17 protein-coding genes are annotated in these 18,487 nt (G+C 73.0%); 7 read left to right on the top strand and 10 right to left on the bottom strand.

Annotated features, from left to right (window positions below; all coding sequences use genetic code 11):
• Window positions 1-146: 146 nt before the first annotated feature.
• From ACFXGA_RS09195 to ACFXGA_RS09170, 6 genes are all read right to left on the bottom strand, one after another.
• A complete protein-coding gene (locus ACFXGA_RS09195; protein WP_378085854.1) occupies window positions 147-1,406 on the bottom strand; it encodes an ABC1 kinase family protein in 1,260 nt (419 codons plus the stop codon).
• A gap of 135 nt (window positions 1,407-1,541) precedes the next feature.
• Entirely contained in the window at window positions 1,542-3,608 is a 2,067-nt protein-coding gene (locus tag ACFXGA_RS09190; protein WP_378085852.1) for a glycoside hydrolase family 36 protein, read from the bottom strand.
• Window positions 3,605-4,468 carry an ABC transporter ATP-binding protein gene (locus tag ACFXGA_RS09185; RefSeq protein ID WP_378085850.1) on the bottom strand — a complete coding sequence of 288 codons (864 nt, stop codon included), beginning with the start codon at window positions 4,466-4,468 and terminating at the stop codon, window positions 3,605-3,607. Before ACFXGA_RS09185 ends, ACFXGA_RS09190 begins: the two co-directional genes overlap by 4 nt.
• A complete protein-coding gene (locus ACFXGA_RS09180; RefSeq protein ID WP_378085848.1) occupies window positions 4,465-6,291 on the bottom strand; it encodes a dipeptide/oligopeptide/nickel ABC transporter permease/ATP-binding protein in 1,827 nt (608 codons plus the stop codon). Before ACFXGA_RS09180 ends, ACFXGA_RS09185 begins: the two co-directional genes overlap by 4 nt.
• Window positions 6,292-6,308: 17 nt before the next feature.
• Window positions 6,309-7,298, bottom strand: coding sequence for an ABC transporter permease (locus ACFXGA_RS09175; protein WP_378085846.1), 990 nt, complete (start codon window positions 7,296-7,298; stop codon window positions 6,309-6,311).
• Window positions 7,299-7,326: 28 nt separating this feature from the next.
• On the bottom strand, window positions 7,327-8,979 hold the full coding sequence (locus ACFXGA_RS09170; protein ID WP_378085844.1) for an ABC transporter substrate-binding protein: 1,653 nt from the start codon (window positions 8,977-8,979) through the stop codon (window positions 7,327-7,329).
• A 192-nt stretch (window positions 8,980-9,171) separates the two neighbouring features.
• Here ACFXGA_RS09170 and ACFXGA_RS09165 point away from each other — a divergent pair, with 192 nt between their 5' ends.
• Entirely contained in the window at window positions 9,172-10,464 is a 1,293-nt protein-coding gene (locus ACFXGA_RS09165; RefSeq protein ID WP_378085842.1) for an ROK family protein, read from the top strand.
• 7 nt (window positions 10,465-10,471) lie between these two features.
• On the opposite strand, the gene ACFXGA_RS09160 is transcribed toward ACFXGA_RS09165, so the two are convergent.
• Entirely contained in the window at window positions 10,472-11,254 is a 783-nt protein-coding gene (locus tag ACFXGA_RS09160; protein ID WP_378085840.1) for an ABC transporter permease, read from the bottom strand.
• Window positions 11,251-12,036: an ABC transporter ATP-binding protein gene (locus ACFXGA_RS09155; RefSeq protein WP_378085838.1), complete on the bottom strand. Its 786-nt coding sequence runs from the start codon at window positions 12,034-12,036 to the stop codon at window positions 11,251-11,253. The genes ACFXGA_RS09160 and ACFXGA_RS09155 overlap by 4 nt, the downstream gene beginning before the upstream one ends.
• A 61-nt stretch (window positions 12,037-12,097) precedes the next feature.
• Here ACFXGA_RS09155 and ACFXGA_RS09150 point away from each other — a divergent pair, with 61 nt between their 5' ends.
• Window positions 12,098-12,880, top strand: coding sequence for a TetR/AcrR family transcriptional regulator C-terminal domain-containing protein (locus tag ACFXGA_RS09150; RefSeq protein ID WP_378085836.1), 783 nt, complete (start codon window positions 12,098-12,100; stop codon window positions 12,878-12,880).
• An 82-nt stretch (window positions 12,881-12,962) separates the two neighbouring features.
• Here the strand turns inward: ACFXGA_RS09150 and ACFXGA_RS09145 are convergent, their stop codons facing one another.
• Window positions 12,963-13,595: a ThuA domain-containing protein gene (locus ACFXGA_RS09145; protein ID WP_378085834.1), complete on the bottom strand. Its 633-nt coding sequence runs from the start codon at window positions 13,593-13,595 to the stop codon at window positions 12,963-12,965.
• A gap of 11 nt (window positions 13,596-13,606) precedes the next feature.
• Window positions 13,607-14,254 (bottom strand): TetR family transcriptional regulator, encoded by a 648-nt coding sequence (locus ACFXGA_RS09140; protein ID WP_378085832.1) that lies wholly within the window; start codon window positions 14,252-14,254, stop codon window positions 13,607-13,609.
• Window positions 14,255-14,352: 98 nt separating this feature from the next.
• Here ACFXGA_RS09140 and ACFXGA_RS09135 point away from each other — a divergent pair, with 98 nt between their 5' ends.
• The 5 genes from ACFXGA_RS09135 to ACFXGA_RS09115 all read left to right on the top strand — a co-directional run.
• On the top strand, window positions 14,353-15,105 hold the full coding sequence (locus ACFXGA_RS09135) for an MSMEG_6728 family protein (protein WP_378085830.1): 753 nt from the start codon (window positions 14,353-14,355) through the stop codon (window positions 15,103-15,105).
• A gap of 24 nt (window positions 15,106-15,129) precedes the next feature.
• Complete coding sequence (locus ACFXGA_RS09130; protein WP_378085828.1) at window positions 15,130-15,570, top strand: DoxX family protein; 441 nt, start codon at window positions 15,130-15,132, stop codon at window positions 15,568-15,570.
• A 91-nt stretch (window positions 15,571-15,661) separates the two neighbouring features.
• Window positions 15,662-16,501, top strand: coding sequence for an SDR family oxidoreductase (locus ACFXGA_RS09125; protein ID WP_378085826.1), 840 nt, complete (start codon window positions 15,662-15,664; stop codon window positions 16,499-16,501).
• A gap of 131 nt (window positions 16,502-16,632) precedes the next feature.
• Window positions 16,633-17,061 (top strand): YciI family protein, encoded by a 429-nt coding sequence (locus ACFXGA_RS09120; protein ID WP_378085824.1) that lies wholly within the window; start codon window positions 16,633-16,635, stop codon window positions 17,059-17,061.
• A gap of 64 nt (window positions 17,062-17,125) precedes the next feature.
• On the top strand, window positions 17,126-18,487 hold a 1,362-nt coding region (locus tag ACFXGA_RS09115), incomplete at its 3' end, for an RNA polymerase sigma factor (RefSeq protein WP_378085822.1).

Raw genomic sequence — 18,487 nt, 5'->3', positions numbered from 1 at the left:
GGCGGCGCGGTGTGGATCAACCACCACGCCCTGCGCGACCGGCGGGTGGAGTCGAGGGTGTGGGGGGGCCGGGGGGGGTCCAACCAGGGGGGCGGGGGGGGGTGGTGGCGGGGGGGGGCCCCGCGCGGGGGCGCGGGGCCCCCGCGTCACCCGGCCAGGGCCCGTTCCATCAGGGCGCTCAGCAGGTAGGGCCGGGCGAGCCGCTGGAAGTCGGCGTCGGGGTCGAACTCGCGCACGGTGCCCTCCAGCACGAGCAGGGCCAGGATCGGGAACACGAACCGCGGGTCGGCGAGGTAGCCGTGCCTGCGCTGGGCGTCGAACAGCCGGGCGGCGAACGGGGCCAGGCGGAACGCGCCCGCCTCGCGGCCCGCGTGCCGCGCCACCAGGTCGGCGAGGTCGGCGCGGAACGCCGCCGGGTCGGCTCCGGCCGCCGGGACGGCGGTGGACAGGACGATCTCCGCGCACGCGTCGCCGTCGCCCTGGCTCATGCAGTAGAAGAAGGCGGCGAACTTCTCGCGCGCCGCTTCGTCCAGTCGCACCGCGAATCCCGCGTCGAGGATGACGACCGTGCCGTCGGGGCGGAAGTAGAGGTTGCCGGGGTGCAGGTCGCAGTGCACCACGCCGTCGAGGAACAGCATCCGGTAGGCCGCGCGCAGGGCCGTCGCGACCGCGCGTCGGCGTTCCTCGACGCCCAGGTCGTCCGGGCGGAGCCGGTCGAGCCCGTCGAGGTGCTCCATCACGATCATGTCGCGGGTGGACAGCAGGCGGTCGACCTTGGGCACGACGACGCCCGGCACGTCGCGCAGCGCGGAGCGGAAGCCGTCGAGCAGGTCGGCTTCCCGGGCGAAGTCGAGTTGGGCGAGGACGCGGGCGGACACCTGGCGCACGACCTCGACCACGGGGATCCGGCGCAGCGCGGGCAGTCGCGCCGCGGCGCGGGCGACGCGGTCGAGCAGGGCGAGGTCGGCGGCCAGGGCGGGGCCGATGCCGGGTTTGCGCACCTTGACGGCGAGGTGGCCGCGGCCGGGGGCGGTGACCCGGTAGACGCAGGCGATGCTGCCGGCGCGCACGAGGACCGGTCGGGGGTCGCCGAAGCGGGCGCGGAGGCGGCGGACCGCGGCGCGGGACTCCACCGGGCGGGCGCGGTCGTGCAGCGGTTCCAGGGCGCGGCACCAGCGGGGTGGCAGCACGTCGGTGCGGGTGCCGAGCAGTTGCGCGACCTTGACGTACGCGGGTCCGAGGGCCACGACGGCGTCGGCGAGCCACCGGTCGGGCTCGAACCGCTCGCCCCGCGTCCACGACGCCACGGCCGACAGGCCCGCGAGCGCGGACCGGCCGCCGAGGACGGCCAGTGCCCGCACCGCCCGACCGACCACCACACCAGTGCCGTGCGCGCGTGCCGTCATCGGTCCGGTTCACTCCTCGGGGTCGGCGCCCGGCCTGGGTCGCGGCCGTCACCTCCTCGATAACGACGTCGGTGCGGGAGGACAAGTCGCGTCACGCTTCGGGGGTCGGGCGCCACCGGTGCGAGTGAACGGCGGCTACCCGAGGCGCACGACGACCGCGGCCGGCGCCGTTCCGGTGTGGCGGGCGCGCAGCACGCAGCGCCCGGCGTCCCAGTCGAAGGTCCACGACGGCGCGCCGGCCGGGAAGATCGCGGACGGCTCGACGGGGTGGTCGCGCAGGTGCGGCACGGGCAGGTCCACGTCGGGTGGCGCGTCGGGGAGCCGCCAGAGGGTGAGGTAGCCGGCGGTCGGCGCGCGCAAACCCTGGGCGACCCACGGGCCGGTGCGGTTCGCCAGTCCCAGCGGCCAGAACGGCACGGCCGCCGCGATCTCCGGTCGGAGTCCCTTGTGGATGGACACGGCCTCGGCGACCAGCGCCCGCTGCCCGGGGTCCATGAGGTCGACCCGCCCCGCCAGGTACAGCCGGCCCAGCACGCCCGTGGCGAGCGTGAACGCCGCCTCGTCGGCCGTCATGCCCGGCTGCGCGTACGCCCAGTTGCCCGCCTGCTCGGGCAGCAGGGACGCGGGCGCGGCGGCCGCGATCGGCGGGTACAGCAGGGGGTTCTGCTGGTCGGAGGTGGACTGGAGGTGCAGTCGGGACATCATGGCGTAGTCCATGCGCATGGCGCCGGACGCGCAGTTCTCCAGCAGCAGGCCGGGGTGGCGGGCCAGCACGCCGTCCAGCCACGCGAGGTGTGCCCGGTTGTGGCCGAGCAGCCCGTCGCCGGGCGCGACGCCGCCCACGTCGGTGCCCGCGCCGGGCATGATGTTGTAGTCGAGCTTGAAGTAGCCGATGCCGAACTCCTCGACCAGCCGGTCGACCACGTCGTCCAGGTGGCGGACGGCGGCGGGGTGGCGCAGGTCGAGGTGGAAGCGGCCGTGCTCGCCGACCCGCGCGCCCTGGCGCCGGAAGAACGCCTCGTCGGGCAGTGCCCGGGCCAGGGCCGAGCGCACGCCGACGACCTCGGGCTCCAGCCAGATGCCGGGCACCATGCCGGCGGCGCGGATGTGGTCGGCGACCTCGCCGAACCCGCCGGGGAACCGGGTGCGCGACGGCCGCCACTCGCCGACGCTGTCCCACCACTTGCCGTCCTCGTCGTACCAGCCCGCGTCGACGCAGAAGTAGTCCGCGCCCACGGCGGCGGCCGCGTCGATCAGCGGCAGGAGCTTCTCCGTGGTGGGGTCGCCCATGAGGGTGTTCATGTAGTCGTTGAACACCACGGGCAGCTCGGGTGCGCGGCGGTTGCGCAGGGTGGCGCGCCGCTGCCGGGTGAGCGCGCCGAACGCCTCGTCCACGCCGCCCGCGGCGATCGCGACGGACACCGGCACGGTGGTGAACCCGTGGCCGGTCGAGACGGTGCGGGACCACTGGTGCTCGGTGTCGGTGGGGCCGAGGACGGCGAGGTACGCGCCCGCGACGGTTTCGCCGACCTCCCAGTGCCAGGCGCCGTTGTGCTCGACCTGCCAGGCCATCGCCCAGGTGTCGTCGCGTGCCACGAGGACGCCGGTGGGCAGGTGTTCGCCGGTGGACCAGGAGCTGCGGGACGTGAGCGCGAACCGGCTGCGGGACGCGTGGTGGTGGACGGTCGGGTCCATGGCGACGAGGCCGGCTTCGCGCAGCGGGGTGCGGCGCCAGCGCGATTCGGCGACCCAGTCGGAGTCGGCGTGGACGACGTCGACCTCGTCCACGGTGCGGTCGGCGTCGACCAGGAACGCCCCGGTGGCCAGCGAGGTCACCGCCTGGAGGCGCACTTCGCCGTCGCCCTCGACGGCCACCTCGGTCCAGGTGCGCACCGCGGGGACGCCGGCGACCCCCTGGAACACCGACGTCACCACCAGGCCGGTGACCGGGTCGTGCTGCTGGACGCGCAGCTCGTCGGCGGAGGCGACGTGGGTGCGGTAGCGCAGGCGGGCTCCGATGGTGGTGTCGGCGTAGCGGTGGCTGCCGGGGAAGCGGCCGTGGCCGAGGGCCTGGACCTCGACCAGCGGCACGCCGATGCCGTCCGCCGGCCCGTCCGGGCGCAGGGACAGCAGGCTGACCGGTCGGTCGTCGCCGTCGGTCAGGACGAGTCGGATCGCGCCCGTGGACCACGTCAGGGTCATGTGGTGACTTCCTCCCATGCGCCGGTGTTGTGGTCGTAGGCGGCGGCCGCGCCGGCGCGCTCGACGTCGGCCGGGTCGATGTCGACGGCCCGGCCGCGCGCCTCGGGGTTCGGGGCGGCGGAGGCCAGGATCTTCGTGTAGGGGTGCTGCGGGTTGAGGATCACGTCGTCGGCCGGTCCGCGTTCGACCACGCGCCCTTTGTAGAGCACGAGGATGTCGTCGGAGAAGTGGCGTGCGGTGGCCAGGTCGTGGGTGATGTAGAGGACGGCGAGGTCCTCCTCGCGTTGCAGGCGGGCCATGAGGTTGAGCACGCCGAGCCGGATGGACACGTCCAGCATGGACACCGGCTCGTCGGCGACCACGACCTTCGCGCCCGGGGCGAGCGCCCGCGCGATGGCGACGCGTTGCCGCTGGCCGCCGGACAGCTCGTGCGGGCGTCGTCCGGCGAGGTCGCGGCCGGGCAGGGACACGCGGTCGAGCAGCCGCACCACCTCTTCCCAGCCGTGCGGCTTGCCGTGCAGCTTGAGCGGCCGGGCGAGGTGGTGCTCGATCGTGTGGAACGGGTTCAGCGAGGCGAACGGGTCCTGGAACACCATCTGCACGTGGTCGCGGTACTCGCGGTCGGGGACGTGCCGCCCGTCCGGGCCGGTGACGGTGATCCCGCCGCCGGTGGGCTTCTCCAGCCGGGCGATCATGCGGGCGATGGTGGACTTGCCCGAGCCGGACTCGCCGACCAGCGCGACGGTGCGGCCGGGGGTGAGGGTGAACGACACGTGGTCGACGGCGCGCAGCCGGACGCGGCGCAGGCCGACCCGGACGTGGAAGTCCTTGACCAGTTCGCGGGCTTCCAGCGTGGTCATCGGGGACCTCCGGACGGGGTGGGCTCGCCGGAGCCGCGGGCGGGGGTGGCCTGCTCGCCGGAGCGGACGAACGAGCCGCGGTCGCCGGTCAGGCTGGGGAACGAGTCGAGCAGGCGGCGGGTGTAGGGGTGTTCGGGGTTCTCGAACATGTCCTGCGCGGCGCGGTACTCGACCACTTCGCCGTCCTTCATCACGGCGATGCGGTCGGCGAGTTCGAGCAGCAGCGGCAGGTCGTGGGTGATGAACAGGACGGCGAAGCCGATCTCGTCGCGCAGGCGGAGGATCTCGCGGAGGATGCCGCGCTGCACGACCACGTCGAGCGCGGTCGTCGGCTCGTCCATGATCATGACCTGGGGGTCGAGGAGCAGCGCCATGGCGATCATCACGCGTTGCCGCATGCCGCCGGACAGCTCGTGCGGGAAGGAGCCGAGCCGCCGCACGTCCACGCCGACGAGCCGGAGCACCTCCTCGCACCTGGCCTTGCGCTGGGCCTTGGTCATCTCCGGGCGGTGGGTGGTGAGCACGTCGTCGAGCTGCGCCCGGACGGTGATGACGGGGTTGAGCGCGTTCATCGCGCCCTGGAACACCATGGACAGCTTCGACCAGCGGAACGCGCGCAGTTCGCCGGGGGTGAGCGCGAGCACGTCGATGTCGCCGCCCTCGCGGTCGTGGAACGTGACCGAGCCGGTGGTCACCTCGGCGGGTGGCCGGTGCAGGCGGTTGACGGCGTAGGCGAGGGTGGTCTTGCCGCAGCCGGACTCGCCGGCCAGGCCGAGGATCTCGCCGCGCCGCAGGGTGAGGGAGACGTCCTTGACCGCGTGCACCGGGTTCTCGACCCGGTAGACGACGGACAGGTCCTTCACGGTCAGCACCACGTCGTCGTCCGGGCGGGCCACGGGTTCGGGGGTGCGGGCGGCCTCGGCCCTGCCGCGGCGGGGGATGTCGCGCAGCTTGGGGTTGATGATCTCGTCGATGCTGAAGTTGACCAGGGACAGGCCGCAGCCGAACAGGGCGATGATCAGGCCGGGCGGCACGAACCACCACCACGCCTCGCGTTGCAGCGCGAACCCGTTCTGCGCGTAGTAGAGCATCGTGCCGAGGGTGGAGGAGTTGGACGCGCCCAGGCCGAGGAACGACAGGCCCGCCTCGCTGAGGATCGCGTAGATCACCGAGAACACGAACTGCGAGGCCAGCAGCGGCAGCAGGTTCGGCAGGATCTCGACGGTGATGACGCGCCACGGCTTCTCGCCGGAGACCTTGGCGGCGGCGACGTAGTCGCGGTTGCGCAGCGACAGGGTCTGGGCGCGCAGCACGCGCGCCGACGCGGCCCAGCCGGTGATCGCCAGCACCACCGCGATGGTCCACGAGCCGCGCTGGTCGGCGGGCACGAACGCGGAGATGACGATGACCAGCGGCAGGCCGGGGATCACCAGCATGACGTTGGAGAACAGGGAGAACGCCTCGTCGACGTACCCGCCGACGTAGCTGCCGACGATGCCGAACACCGCCGACAGGGCGGTCGCCATCACGCCGACCATGAGGCCGATGTAGAGGGAGCCCCTGGTGGCGTGCGCGAGTTGGGCGACGATGTCCTGGCCGGTCAGGGTGGTGCCCAGCCAGAACTCGCCGCCGGGCGGGGTGAGGCCGATGTCGCGGATCGCGTTCGGGTCGCCGACCACGAGCGGGCCGACCAGGCCGAGCAGCGCGATGAGCCCGATCAGGACGAGGCCGACGCCGAGCTTGGGCGACCAGCGCGGCAGCATGGATCGCCAGCCCGCCCGGCCGCGCGGCGCGGCGACGGTCGCGGCACTGAGGTTGGTCACGGTGTCCGTTCTCCTTCTCAGCCGCTGACGCGGGTGCGCGGGTCGATGACGGCGTACAGCAGGTCGACCACGAGGTTCGCGCCGAGCACGGCGACCGTGATCACGAGGAAGATGCCCTGCATGAGGGCGTAGTCGTTGTTCTGCACGGCCTGCAGGAGCTTGGACCCGATGCCGGGGTAGGAGAACACCTGCTCGGTGATGATGGAGCCCGCCACCACGAAGCCGAGGGAGATCGCGAAGCCCGCGACCGAGGGCAGCACGGCGTTGCGCGCCGCGTACTTGATCATGATGCGGGAGTCGCGCAGGCCCTTGGCCTTGGCGGTCAGCACGTAGTCCTCGGCCGTGGCGGAGACCATCATGTTGCGCATGCCGAGCAGCCAGCCGCCGACCGAGGAGATCACGATGGTCAGCGCGGGCAGCGTGCCGTAGTAGAGGGCGGAGCCGATGAAGTCGGCGTTCCAGCCGGGCGTGAGGATCACGTCGTAGCCGCCCTGGAGCGGGAACCAGCCCCACGCCGAGGACAGCAGCGCGACCAGGATCAACGCGAGCCAGAAGTACGGCACCGCGGCCAGGACGGTGGTGGCGGGCACCAGGCTGTCCAGCCAGGTGCCGCGCCGCCATCCGACGAACGTGCCCAGGACGATGCCGAAGGCGAACGACAGGAACGTCGCGATGCCGACGAGCATCAGGGTCCAGGGCAGGGCCTCCGAGATGATCCGGGACACCGGCGCGGGGAACGCGCTCACCGAGATGCCCAGGTCGCCGCGGACCATGTTGCCCAGGTAGGACAGGTACTGCCGGAGGAGCGACTCGCCGCTGTTCGTGCCGAGCAGCAGCTCGTACGCCCTGCGGGCCGACGGGTCCACGGTTCCGCCGCGTTGCGCGAGCTTCGCCATGAGGATGTCCACCGGGTTGCCCGGCATGAGCCTCGGGATGAAGAAGTTCAGCGTCAGCGCCGCCCAGAGGGCGACCAGGTAGAACGCGAACTTTCGGGCGTAGTACCTCATCGGTCCGCCTATCGCCTCACTCAGTCGTTCACTGGCCGGCCGGCTTGAGCTTCAGGTAGATCTCGGAGTGCTCGGGGCGCGCCCAGACGGCCGGGAACGAGTAGAGGTCGTCCTTGGTGGGCCAGCCGGTGAACTTCTTCGCGTTGAACTCGCTGGTGGTGCCGCCGGTCAGGACCGGGATGTAGGGGATCGACTTCTCGATCTCGGTCTGGATGGTGTCGAAGTGCGGCTGGCGGGCGGCGTCGTCCTCCGGGTCGATGCCCTTCAGCGCGGCGAGCGCGGCGTCCACGGCGGGGTTGGAGAACCGGGCGAAGTTCGGGTTGGCCACCTCGCCGACCTTGGCCGTGGTCGCGGTGCTGAAGAAGTAGGACGCGTTGTAGAACGGGTCGGGCGCCGGGCCCTGGTGCAGCGAGTCGATCAGCAGCTCGAACTGGCCGCGGCCGCGCGCGTCGGACCACTCGTTCCACGACACCTGCTGGGCGGTGATCTTGATGCCGACCTGCTGGAGCTGCTGCGTCATCGTGTCGACGGCGGTGATGTAGTCGGTCCAGCCGGCCACCACCTTGAGCGTCATGGCCAGCGGCTTGCCGTCCTTCTGGTAGACGCCGTCGCCGCCCTTGGTGTAGCCGGCGCCCTCCAGCAGCTGCGTCGCCTTGGCGGTGTCGGGCTGCATCGGCGCGGTCTTCTCGGTCAGCTTCGCCGAGATCTGCTCCTTGTCGCGTTCCAGCAGCGCCGCGCCGGGCGAGATCTCGCCGGCGGTGTTCTCGAACGCGAGCGAGTTGATCTGGGTGCGGTTGACGGCGTAGTAGATCGCCTTGCGCACGGCCACGTCGGTCTGCGGGCCCTGGCAGCCCAGGCCGGCGTTGGAGCAGGTGAACAGGGCGACCTGGTTCATCGGGATGGTGATCGCCTTGTAGCCGGGGTAGTTCTTCTCGACGTTGGCGATGTCCGGGACGGGGCCGGTCTGCCAGTCGATCTGGCCCTGCTTGAGCGCGGCCTCACCGGACTGGTTGCCCGACAGGGCGAGGTAGCGGACCTTCTTCAGGGCGGGCTCGCCGGAGTGGTAGTCGGGGTTGGCCTTGAGCGTGAACGCCTGGGCCTTGAAGTCCTCCAGCATGAACGGGCCGGTGCCGACGGGCTCCTTGACGACGTCGGTCGCCGGGGTCGCGATGTCCTTCCACTTGTGCTCGGGGACCATCCACACCCGGCCGAGGATCTGCGGGCCCTCCATGAACGACGGCTCGGTGAACTTGATCGACACGTGCGTGTCGTCCACGGCGGTCGCGACGCCCTTGTAGCCCGTGCCGTTCATGGCCGGGTTCTTGGTGATCATGTCGAGGGTGAAGACGACGTCCTTGGCGGTGAACTTCTGCCCGTCGGTCCACTTGGCGTCGTCGCGCAGCTCGACGTCGAGCTGGGTGCCGTCGGCGTTCCACGTGAAGGACTTGCCCAGGCGGGGCCGCGGCTCGACGTCGCGGATGTTGTTGAAGAAGAACAGCGGCTCGAAGATCGTGCCGGGGCCTTCCAGCATGGTCGGCGAGAACGGGTTGAAGTTCAGCTGCCAGTCGCCGGACTGCCCGGTGTAGACGACCAGGGTGTCCTTGTTCGCGTCACTGCTCGCGTCGGACCCGCCGCACGCGGTCGCGAGCATGGCCACCGCGGCGAGTCCGGCCGCCGCCATGCGTCCCCGTGAGAAGCGCCTTGCCTTCAGGAACATCGTCGATTCCTCTCGTGGCCCGAGACCGGCCGCGGTCCCGCGTTGAGGCAGATTGTTAAGTCATCGAAGAAACGAAGTCAACACCTCGGCGTCATCTACCGGTCAAGTTGCTACCCTTCGACCGACGAACGAACTAAGACGGACGCGGGGGACCTCGTGAGCGGACCGGCGCGGGCGACGCACCACGCGAGCAGCAAGTCCGCGGTGCTCGACGTGATCCGCGCGGCGGGCACCATCAGCCGCGTCGGCCTGATCAACGCCACCGGCTTCACCGGCGCCACCATCTCGACCGTCGTCCGCAAGCTCATCGACGAGGGCCTGGTCGTGGAGACCGGCCGCGCCGAGTCCACCGGCGGCAAGCGGCGGGTGCTGCTCCAGCTCAACCACTCCTCCCGCTACGCCGTGGGCGTGCACCTCGACCACGCGGGCATCACGTACGTGCTGACCAATCTCGGCGGGTCGGTGGTGGCCCGCATCTCGAGGGCGGGCGCGGGCGCGGCCGAGCCGCGGACCGTGGTGACGCGGATGGCGACCGAGGTGAAGGGCCTGATCGACGGCGTCGGCGTGGACCACAACCGGGTGCTCGGCCTGGGCCTGGTCTCCCCCGGGCCGCTCAGCTCGGACACCGGCATGGGCCTCACCCCGCCGTCCATGCGCAAGTGGGAGGACTTCCCGCTGGCCCGCGAGCTGGAACAGGCCACGGGCCTGCCGGTGGTGCTGGACAACGACGCCACCGCGGCGGCGCTGGGCGAGCACTGGTCGGGCGGCATCGGCGGCACCGCCGTCTCGGCCGCGCTCTACATGGGCACGGGCATCGGCGCGGGCCTGGTGATCAACGGCGTCACCTACCGCGGCAGCAGCGGCAACGCGGGCGAGATCGGCCACGTCTGCGTGGACGCGAACGGGCCGGAGTGCTGGTGCGGGGCGCGCGGCTGCGTGGAGGTGCTGGCGGGCCCGGCGGCCGTGGTCGCGGCGGCCCGCGCGGACGCGGCGCTGGCCCGGTCAGCCGGGCTCACCGGGCGGGCGAAGTCCGTGTCGTCGGACTTCGCGGCGGTGAGCCGGGCGGCCCGCCGGGGCGAGCCGTCGGCGCTCGCGATCCTGGAGCGGTCCGCGCGGTACATCGCGGTGGCGGCCCGGACCCTGGCCAACATCATGGACCTGGAGGTCCTGGTGCTGACGGGCCCGAGCTTCGCCATCGCGGGCTCGGTCTACCTGCCCGTGGTCCGCGACGAGCTGGACCGCGCGTTCTTCTCCCGCGCGGCGCACGGGATCGACGTGCGGCTGTCCCGGTCGGCCGCCACCGCGTCCGCGATCGGCGGGGCGGCCCTCGTGCTGCAATCGGAGCTGGTGCCGCTGCACGAGGGCCTCAGGCTGCCGGAGAACCTGGCCGACTCGGAGCCGGCCGCCCTGCCGGAGCCGATCGGCGAGCCGACGACCCGCGGGGCGTGACGCCCGCTCAGCGGCCCAGCGCCCGGTAGCGCCGCGCGGCCAGCGGCAGGAACACCGCCGTGAGCACGGCCGGCCACAGCAGCGCGAGCGCCACCGCGTGCCCGCTCGCCCAGTCGCCGTCGTGCCAGCCGGGGTTGCCGAACAGCTCCCGGACCGCCGTGGCGGTGGCCGACAGCGGGTTGCCGGCGGCGACCGCGCCGAGCCAGTCCGGCATCGTGGCGGGCGAGACGAACGCGCTGGACAGGAACCCGGCCGGCCACACCAGCACCTGCACCGCGACGGCCGACTCCGGGGCGCCCAGCAGCAGCCCCAGGTAGACGCCGACCCAGGCGAACGCGAACCTCAGCCACACCACCAGGCCGATCGCCGCCACCGCCGCCGGGACGCCGCCCGGCGCCGTCCACCCGACGAGCAGCCCGGTCACGACCATGACCGCGATGCCGACCGCGGCGTTGAGCAGGTCCGCCGTGACGCGGCCCGCCAGCACCGCCGCCGTGGTCACGGGCATGGCGCGGACGCGTTCGGTGACGCCCTTGGCGTTGTCCGCGGTGACGGCCACGACCAGGGACTCGAACCCGAACAGCGCCGACATCACCAGCATGCCGGGGACGAGGAAGTCCAGGTACCGCCCGTCCGGCACGGCCATCGCGCCGCCGAAGAGGTAGCCGAACACCAGCACCATCAGGACGGGGAACAGCAGCCCGAGCGCGATCGACCCGGGGCGGCGGCGCCAGTGCCGCAGGATGCGCCCGGTGAGGGTGGCAGCGTCCCGGAGGGTGTGGGCGGTCACGACGTCCGCGCCGCGGGTCGGTGGCCGGTGAGGTGGAGGAAGACCTCATCCAGGGTGGGTTTGCGGACGACCGTCTCGACCCGGTCCGGGCCCACCCGCGCCTTCAGCTCGTCCGGCGTGCCCTCGGCGACGACGCGACCGCCGTCGAGGATCGCGATCCGGTCCGCCAGCCGGTCGGCCTCCTCCAGGTGCTGCGTCGTGAGCAGGACCGTCGTGCCGGCGTCGACCAGGGATTCGATCGAGGCCCAGACGTCGAGGCGGGCCCGCGGGTCCAGCCCGGTGGTCGGCTCGTCGAGGAACAGCACCGGCGGCGCGAGGACGAGGCTCGTGGCGAGATCGAGCCTGCGGCGCGTGCCGCCGGAGTAGCCCGCGACCGACCGGTCGGCCACCTCGGCGAGGTCGAACCGCTCGACCAGCTCGTCCGCGCGCCGCCGGGCCGCGGCGGTGGTCAGGTGGGAGAGCCTGCCGAACAGGACGAGGTTCTGCCGCCCGGTGAGGACCTCGTCCACCGAGGCGTCCTGGCCGACCAGGCCGATCCGGTGGCGCACCGACCGCGGGTCGGCGAGCGCGTCGCAGCCGGCCACCCGGACCCGGCCGGAGTCCGGGCGCAGCAGCGTCGTCAGCACCCGCACCGCCGTGGTCTTGCCCGCGCCGTTCGGCCCGAGCAGCGCGCACACCGTGCCCGCCGCCACGGTCAGGTCGAACCCGTCCAGGGCCGCCTTCCCGCGGTAGGTCTTGCGCACGTCGGCGGCCTCGATCGCCACCGCTTCTCCGTATGCCATACGGAGAAGCGTACCAGAGAACTTCGTACGACGTACTGAGTAACCGGCCTATGATGGGCGCATGGGCGAGACCGAGAGCGGTGGCAGCGCGGACCCGGCACGCACGATCGCCACGCTGTGGGGCACCCGGCGGCCGCCGCGCCGCGGGCCCCGGCACACGCTGACCACCGCGCAGGTGGTCGCCGCCGCGATCGCGATCGCCGACCGCGACCAGACGCTCACCACCCTGTCCATGCGCCGGGTCGCCGAGGCGCTCGGCGTGGGCACGATGTCGCTCTACACCTACGTCGCGTCCCGGGACGACCTGGTGGAGGCCATGCTCGACCACGTCTACGGCGAGGCCGTCGAGCAGCTCGGCGAGCCCGGCGACGAGGGGTGGGAGGAGGGCCTGCGGCGGGTCGCGCGGGTGAACTGGGACCTGTGCGTGCGCCACCCGTGGGTGCTCCAGGTGTTCACCGGGCGTCCGCCGCTGGGGCCGCACACGATCGCCAAGTACGAGCGCGAGCTGAGCGTGCTGGAGGGCATCGGGCTCACCGACGTCGAGATGGACTCGGTGATCACGCTCGTGCAGACGCACGTCGAGGGCGTCGCCCGCCGCCGGATCGAGGCCGACCTGGCGGTGCGCCGCACGGGGATGACCGACGACCAGTGGTGGCGCGCGGTCGCGCCCGTGCTGGCCGAGGTGTTCGACCCGACCCGGTTCCCGATCGCGGCCCGGGTCGGCCAGGCGGCCGGGCAGGCGCACCAGTCCGCGCACAACCCGGAGCACGCCTACGCGTTCGGGCTCGACCGGCTGCTCCAGGGCGTGGCGGCGCTGGTCGAGGAGCGGTCCGGGCGGTCCTGAGCGTTCGGTTCAGGGGTCCTGAGCGTTCGACACGCAGGTCCTGAGCGTTCGACACGCAGGTCCTCGGCGTTCGACACGCGGGTCAGCGGCGGGCGGCCCAGAGCAGGCCGCGTTCGACCATGGTGCGCACGGGCGGCAGGTCCAGGTCCGCCGGGTGGTGGCCCACCGTGCAGGCGAACACCCGGCCCGCGCCCCAGCGGCGCGTCCACACGGCCGGCACGGTCAGCGGGGCGTGCCACGGCTCGGCGGCGGCGAACGTCGTGGTCGCGTGCACGTCGTTGAGGCCGTCGGTCAGCACCCAGTACTGCTCGGTCCGCAGCGAGAACCCCGACAGGCCCTCCACCACGGGGTGCGTGGAGGTGATCTCCACCCGGTGCTCCACGAAGTCGCCGGGGTGCGCCACGAACTGCCCGCCGACCAACCGCAGGTAGCCGCGCGAGTGGCGGAACGCGTCGACCAGCCCGCCGTGCCACCCGGCCAGACCCGTCCCGCCCAGCACCGCCGCCTCCAGGCACGCGAACCGGTCGTCGGTCAGCACGCCGTCGCTCCAGCACTGCACGACCAGGTCGTACCGGCCCAGGTCCTCGTCGTAGGCGTCGAGCGAGTCCGACACGTCCACCTCGAACCCGGAGGACCGCAGGAACGGCAGGAACCGGTCGGTGGCCCCGACCGGCGAGTGCCCGGCCCAGCCACCGCGAACCACGAGTGCCTTCACGGCACGCCACCCTAGGCGGTGGCCCGCGCGACCAGCCCGACCAACTGGTTCACCAAGCCCTCGGTGAGCCCGTCGCGGACCCGCTCCCCGGCGGGCGGACCGCCCAGCTCCCGCACGGCCTGGGCGACCGCGGCCGTCGGGCGGGCGTGCGGCCACAGGCCGGCCGTCATCACCAGCACCGCGCCGGCGAAGTGCCGCGCCGCCGCGTCGTCCAGCACCGGCAACCGGGACCGCACGATCCCCGCCAGCCGGGCCGTGCGCTCGTGCGCGTTCCGCTTGACCACGCGGGCGAAGTCGACGGAGATGTTGCGCTCCAGCACCCCGGCCATCCCGCTGACCAGCTCGCACAGCAGCGGGCGGCCCAGCAGCGCGGTGGCGACCGCCGTGGCCACCCCGACCGCGTCGTCGGCCGGCGCGACCGCCTCCTCCACCTCGTCCAGCCAGGCCGCCCACTCCCGGTCCAGCACCTCCAGGAAGATCGCCTCCCGGCTGTCGAAGTAGCGCAGCACGTTCGACTTGGCGAGCCCGACCCGGTCGCTCAGCTCGCGCAGGCTGATGTCGGCGACGGGCCGCTCCCGCAGCATCGCGCACGCCGTCTCGAGGATCGTGCGCCGCCGCTGCGCCACCTGCTCGGGCCGCCGGGCGCGCTGGAACTCCACCGCCGCAGGCTAACAGCCCACCGGTCTGTTGCCGCCCGGTCGAGGACCGATCCGGGGACGCGGCGCTTGACCGGCCGCCCCCGGGGTAGCCGGCGGGTGTGCAGACGTTCCTGCCGTACGCGACGTTCGGCCGCAGCGCCGCCGCGCTCGACTCGCGGCGGCTGGGCAAGCAGCGCGTGGAGGTGTTGCAGGTGCTGCGGGCCCTGGTCTGGCCCGAGTACGGGTGGAAGCGGCACCCCGTGGTGCTGATGTGGCGCGGCTTCACCCCCGCCCTGGTCGCGTACGGCGTGGCGGTGTGCGACGAGTGGCGGCGGCGCGGCCACCGCGACGGGGTGCGGGCCGTGCTGCTGGACTTCACCGGCGGCGCGGAGCCGACCTGGTCGTGGTGCCTGGCCGAGGGCCTGCTGCCGCCGTGGCTCGGGGACGAGGACCTGCACCGCAGCCACCGGTCGGCGCTGCTGCGCAAGGACCCGGAGCACTACCGGCCCCTGTTCCCCGACGTCCCGGACGACCTCGACTACGTGTGGCCGGGGCCGGTGTTCCCGCTGGACCTCCCCGACACCCCCGGCCTGGTCGCCTGCCGGCTCGACCGCCCTCCCCTGCCCGACGAGCACCCCCCGCCCGCGCCGCCGCTCGACCACCGGCCCGGCCCGTCGGTCGCGCGCCCGCCCACCGAGGCCGACCTGGCCGCGATGCGGGCCGAGGCGACCGACCCGCGACGCGTCCGGTTCTTCCGCCGCGGCCAGCGCCTGCCCCCTCCCACCGGCCGGTTCACCCTCCGGGTCGGGTTGTCCGGAAGAAGTTCGGCGGACGTGTCGATCCGGGAGGGGTCCCGTTCGACGCCAGGGTGAGACCACCGAGAAGGGGAGCCCGAGATGACCACCACGACCGACACCCGCCGCGCCGCCGCCCACCCCGCCACCTCCTCCGCCTCCCGGCGCAACGACCTGGTGCTCGCCGCCTTCCGCGTCGTCGTGTCGTTCCTGTTCGGCTGCCACGGCCTGCAGGGCCTCGGGTTCCTCGGCGGCATCGACGGCCAGGGCGCCGCCGTGCCGTTCGGCTCCTGGCCGGGCTGGTACGGCAGCGTGATCGAACTGGTCGGCGCGGTCCTGGTGCTCGTGGGCCTGGCCGCCCGCCCGGCCGCGTTCGTGCTGTCGGGCGTGATGGCCTACGCCTACTTCACCGTCCACCAGCCGGAGGCCCTGCTGCCGCTGCACAACATGGGTGAGCCGGCCGCGGTCTACAGCTGGGCGTTCCTGCTGCTCGCCGCGCTCGGCCCGGGGGCCTTCACGCTCCGGCGCGCCCTGCGCCGCTGACCGGACCGTCGACGCCGAAGGGCGCACCCCGTCACCCGGGGGTGCGCCCTTTCACGTGTTCAGGCCGCACCCCCGTGGGCACCCTGCGGGCATGGCCGAGACCCCCATCGAACACCCCGGGCTGACCGACGACGTCCGCCCCACCCCCGACCACGGCGAAGCGACCTACCGCGGCACGGGCCGGCTGACCGACAAGAAGGCCGTGATCACCGGCGGCGACTCCGGCATCGGCCGCGCCGTCGCGCTGGCGTTCGCCCGCGAGGGCGCCGACGTGCTCATCACGTACCTGCCGGCCGAGGAGAAGGACGCCCGCGACACCGCGCGACTGGTGGAGGACGCCGGCCGCAAGGCCGTCACCCTCGCCGTCGACCTGGTCGAGGAGTCGCAGTGCACCTCCGTCGTGTCGCGCGCGGTCGAGGAGTTCGGCCGCATCGACGTGCTGGTGAGCAACGCCGCCTACCAGATGTCGCAGGACGGCGGCCTGCTCGACATCACCACCGAGCAGTTCGACCGCGTCATGAAGACCAACGTCTACGCGATGTTCTGGCTGTGCAAGGCGGCCGTGCCGCACATGCCGGAGGGCTCCTCCATCATCACCACGTCGTCCATCCAGGGCTTCCAGCCCTCCTTCCAGCTCCTCGACTACGCCACCACCAAGGCGGCGATCGTCAACTTCACCAAGGGCCTCGCGCAGAACCTGGTCGACCGGAAGATACGGGTGAACTCGGTCGCGCCCGGTCCGGTGTGGACGCCGCTCATCCCGGCGACCATGCCGGCGGAGAAGGTGGAGAGCTTCGGCGAGCAGTCCCCCATGGGCCGCGCCGGGCAGCCCGCCGAGCTGGCCCCGCTGTACGTCTTCCTCGCCTCCGCCGAGTCGAGCTACATCACCGGCGAGGTCATCGGCGTGACCGGCGGCTCGCCGATCACGTGAACGCGCTGGTCACGGGCTCGCGAAAAAATCTTGAAAAAGTTCCGGGCCCGTGTCGATCCGGGGCGGCCCCCGTTCGTCGCGTCAGTACGGGCCAGGATGGACCGGCCGACGAACCGACAGGGAGAACCACAATGCGTTTCATGGTGATCGTGAAGGCGACCGAGGAGACCGAGGCCGGGGCCCAGCCGAGCGCGGAGATGCTCAACGAGATGGCCGCGTTCAACGAGGAGCTGGTCAAGGCGGGCGTGCTGCTGGCGGGCGAGGGCCTGCACCCGAGCAGCAAGGGCGCGCGGGTCTACTTCTCCGGTGACAAGCGCACCGTGGTCGACGGTCCCTTCGCGGAGACCAAGGAGCTGATCGCCGGGTTCTGGCTGCTGGAGGTCAAGTCCCTGGAAGAGGCCGTGGAGTGGGTCAAGCGGGTGCCGAACCCCACCGGCGAGGAGTCCCAGATCGAGATCCGCCAGGTCTTCACCGAGGACGACTTCGTCAACGCCTCCGAGGAGCTGAAGGACCGGGAGCGCGAGCTGCGCGCCCAGCAGGACGCCCTCGCGCAGGGCTGATCCGGGCGGCGCGCCGCACCCGCTTGCCGACGCGCGTCGGTAGCTGATCTGATCCCCGGTCGTGATGGCTACCGATGCGCGTCGCGCGGTCGAAGCGGTGTGGCGGATCGAGTCCGCCCGTCTCATCGCCGGGCTGGCGCGGATGGTGCGCGACGTCGGCCTCGCCGAGGAACTGGCGCAGGACGCCCTGGTCAGCGCCTTGGAGCAGTGGCCGGAGCAGGGCGTGCCGCGCAACCCCGGCGCGTGGCTGATGACCACCGCGAAGAACCGGGCCGTCGACCAGATCCGCCGGAGGCAGAACTACCAGCGCAAGCTGGAGCAGATCGGGCGCGACACCGAGCACGACCACGCGCCCGACGCCTCGACCGGGGTCGGCGAGATCGACGACGACCTGCTGCGCCTGGTGTTCACCGCGTGCCACCCGGTGCTGTCCACCGAGGCGCAGGTGGCGCTGACCCTGCGCCTGCTCGGCGGCCTGACCACCGACGAGATCGCCCGCGCGTTCCTGGTGCCCGAGGCCACCGTGGCGCAGCGGATCGTGCGGGCGAAGAAGGCGCTGGCCAAGGCGGGCGTCGCGTTCGAGGTGCCGGCCGAGGACGAGCGACCCGCCCGGCTGGCGTCCGTGCTCGGCGTGATCTACCTGGTCTTCAACGAGGGCTACTCGGCCACCGCGGGCGACGACTGGATGCGGCCCGCGCTGTGCGAGGACGCGTTGCGGCTGGGCCGGGTGCTGGCCGGCCTGATGCCGCGCGAACCCGAAGTGCACGGGCTGGTCGCGCTGATGGAGATCCAGGCGTCCCGGTCGAAGGCCCGCGTCGGCCCGGACGGCGAACCCGTGCTGCTGCTGGCGCAGAACCGGGCGCGCTGGGACCAGATGCTGATCCGGCGCGGCCTGACCGCGTTGGCCAAGGCGGAGTCGCTGGGCGGCGCGGGCGGTCCGTACGCGTTGCAGGCCGCGATCGCCGCGTGCCACGCGCGGGCACGCCGGCCGGAGGACACCGACTGGACCCGCATCGCGGGGCTCTACGAGGCGTTGTCGCTGGTCGCGCCGTCACCGGTGGTGGAGCTGAACCACGCGGTAGCGATCGGGATGGCGTTCGGCCCGGAGGTCGGGCTGGAACTGGTGGACGAGCTGCTGGACGAGCCCGCGCTGAAGGGCTACCACCTGCTGCCCAGCGTGCGCGGCGACCTGCTGGCCAGGCTCGGCCGCACGGCCGAGGCGCGCGAGGAGTTCGAGCGGGCGGCCGGGCTCACCCGCAACGAGCGGGAGCGCAAGCTGCTCCTCGACCGCGCCGCCGCGGGGGGGGCGGGGGCGGCGGCGGCGGTCGCGGGTGCTGGCCCCGCTGGGGTAGGGGGCGGTGGTGGAGGGCTGTGGGGGGGCCGGGTGGGCGACGCCGTACCTCCAGCGGCTGGAGGGGGAGGACGC

It is taken from the genome of Actinosynnema sp. NPDC059335 (assembly GCF_042752395.1).
Classification (GTDB): Bacteria; Actinomycetota; Actinomycetes; order Mycobacteriales; family Pseudonocardiaceae; genus Actinosynnema.
Note: the sequence above shows the minus strand (reverse complement) of the source record. Positions and strands in the feature narration are given on the sequence as shown.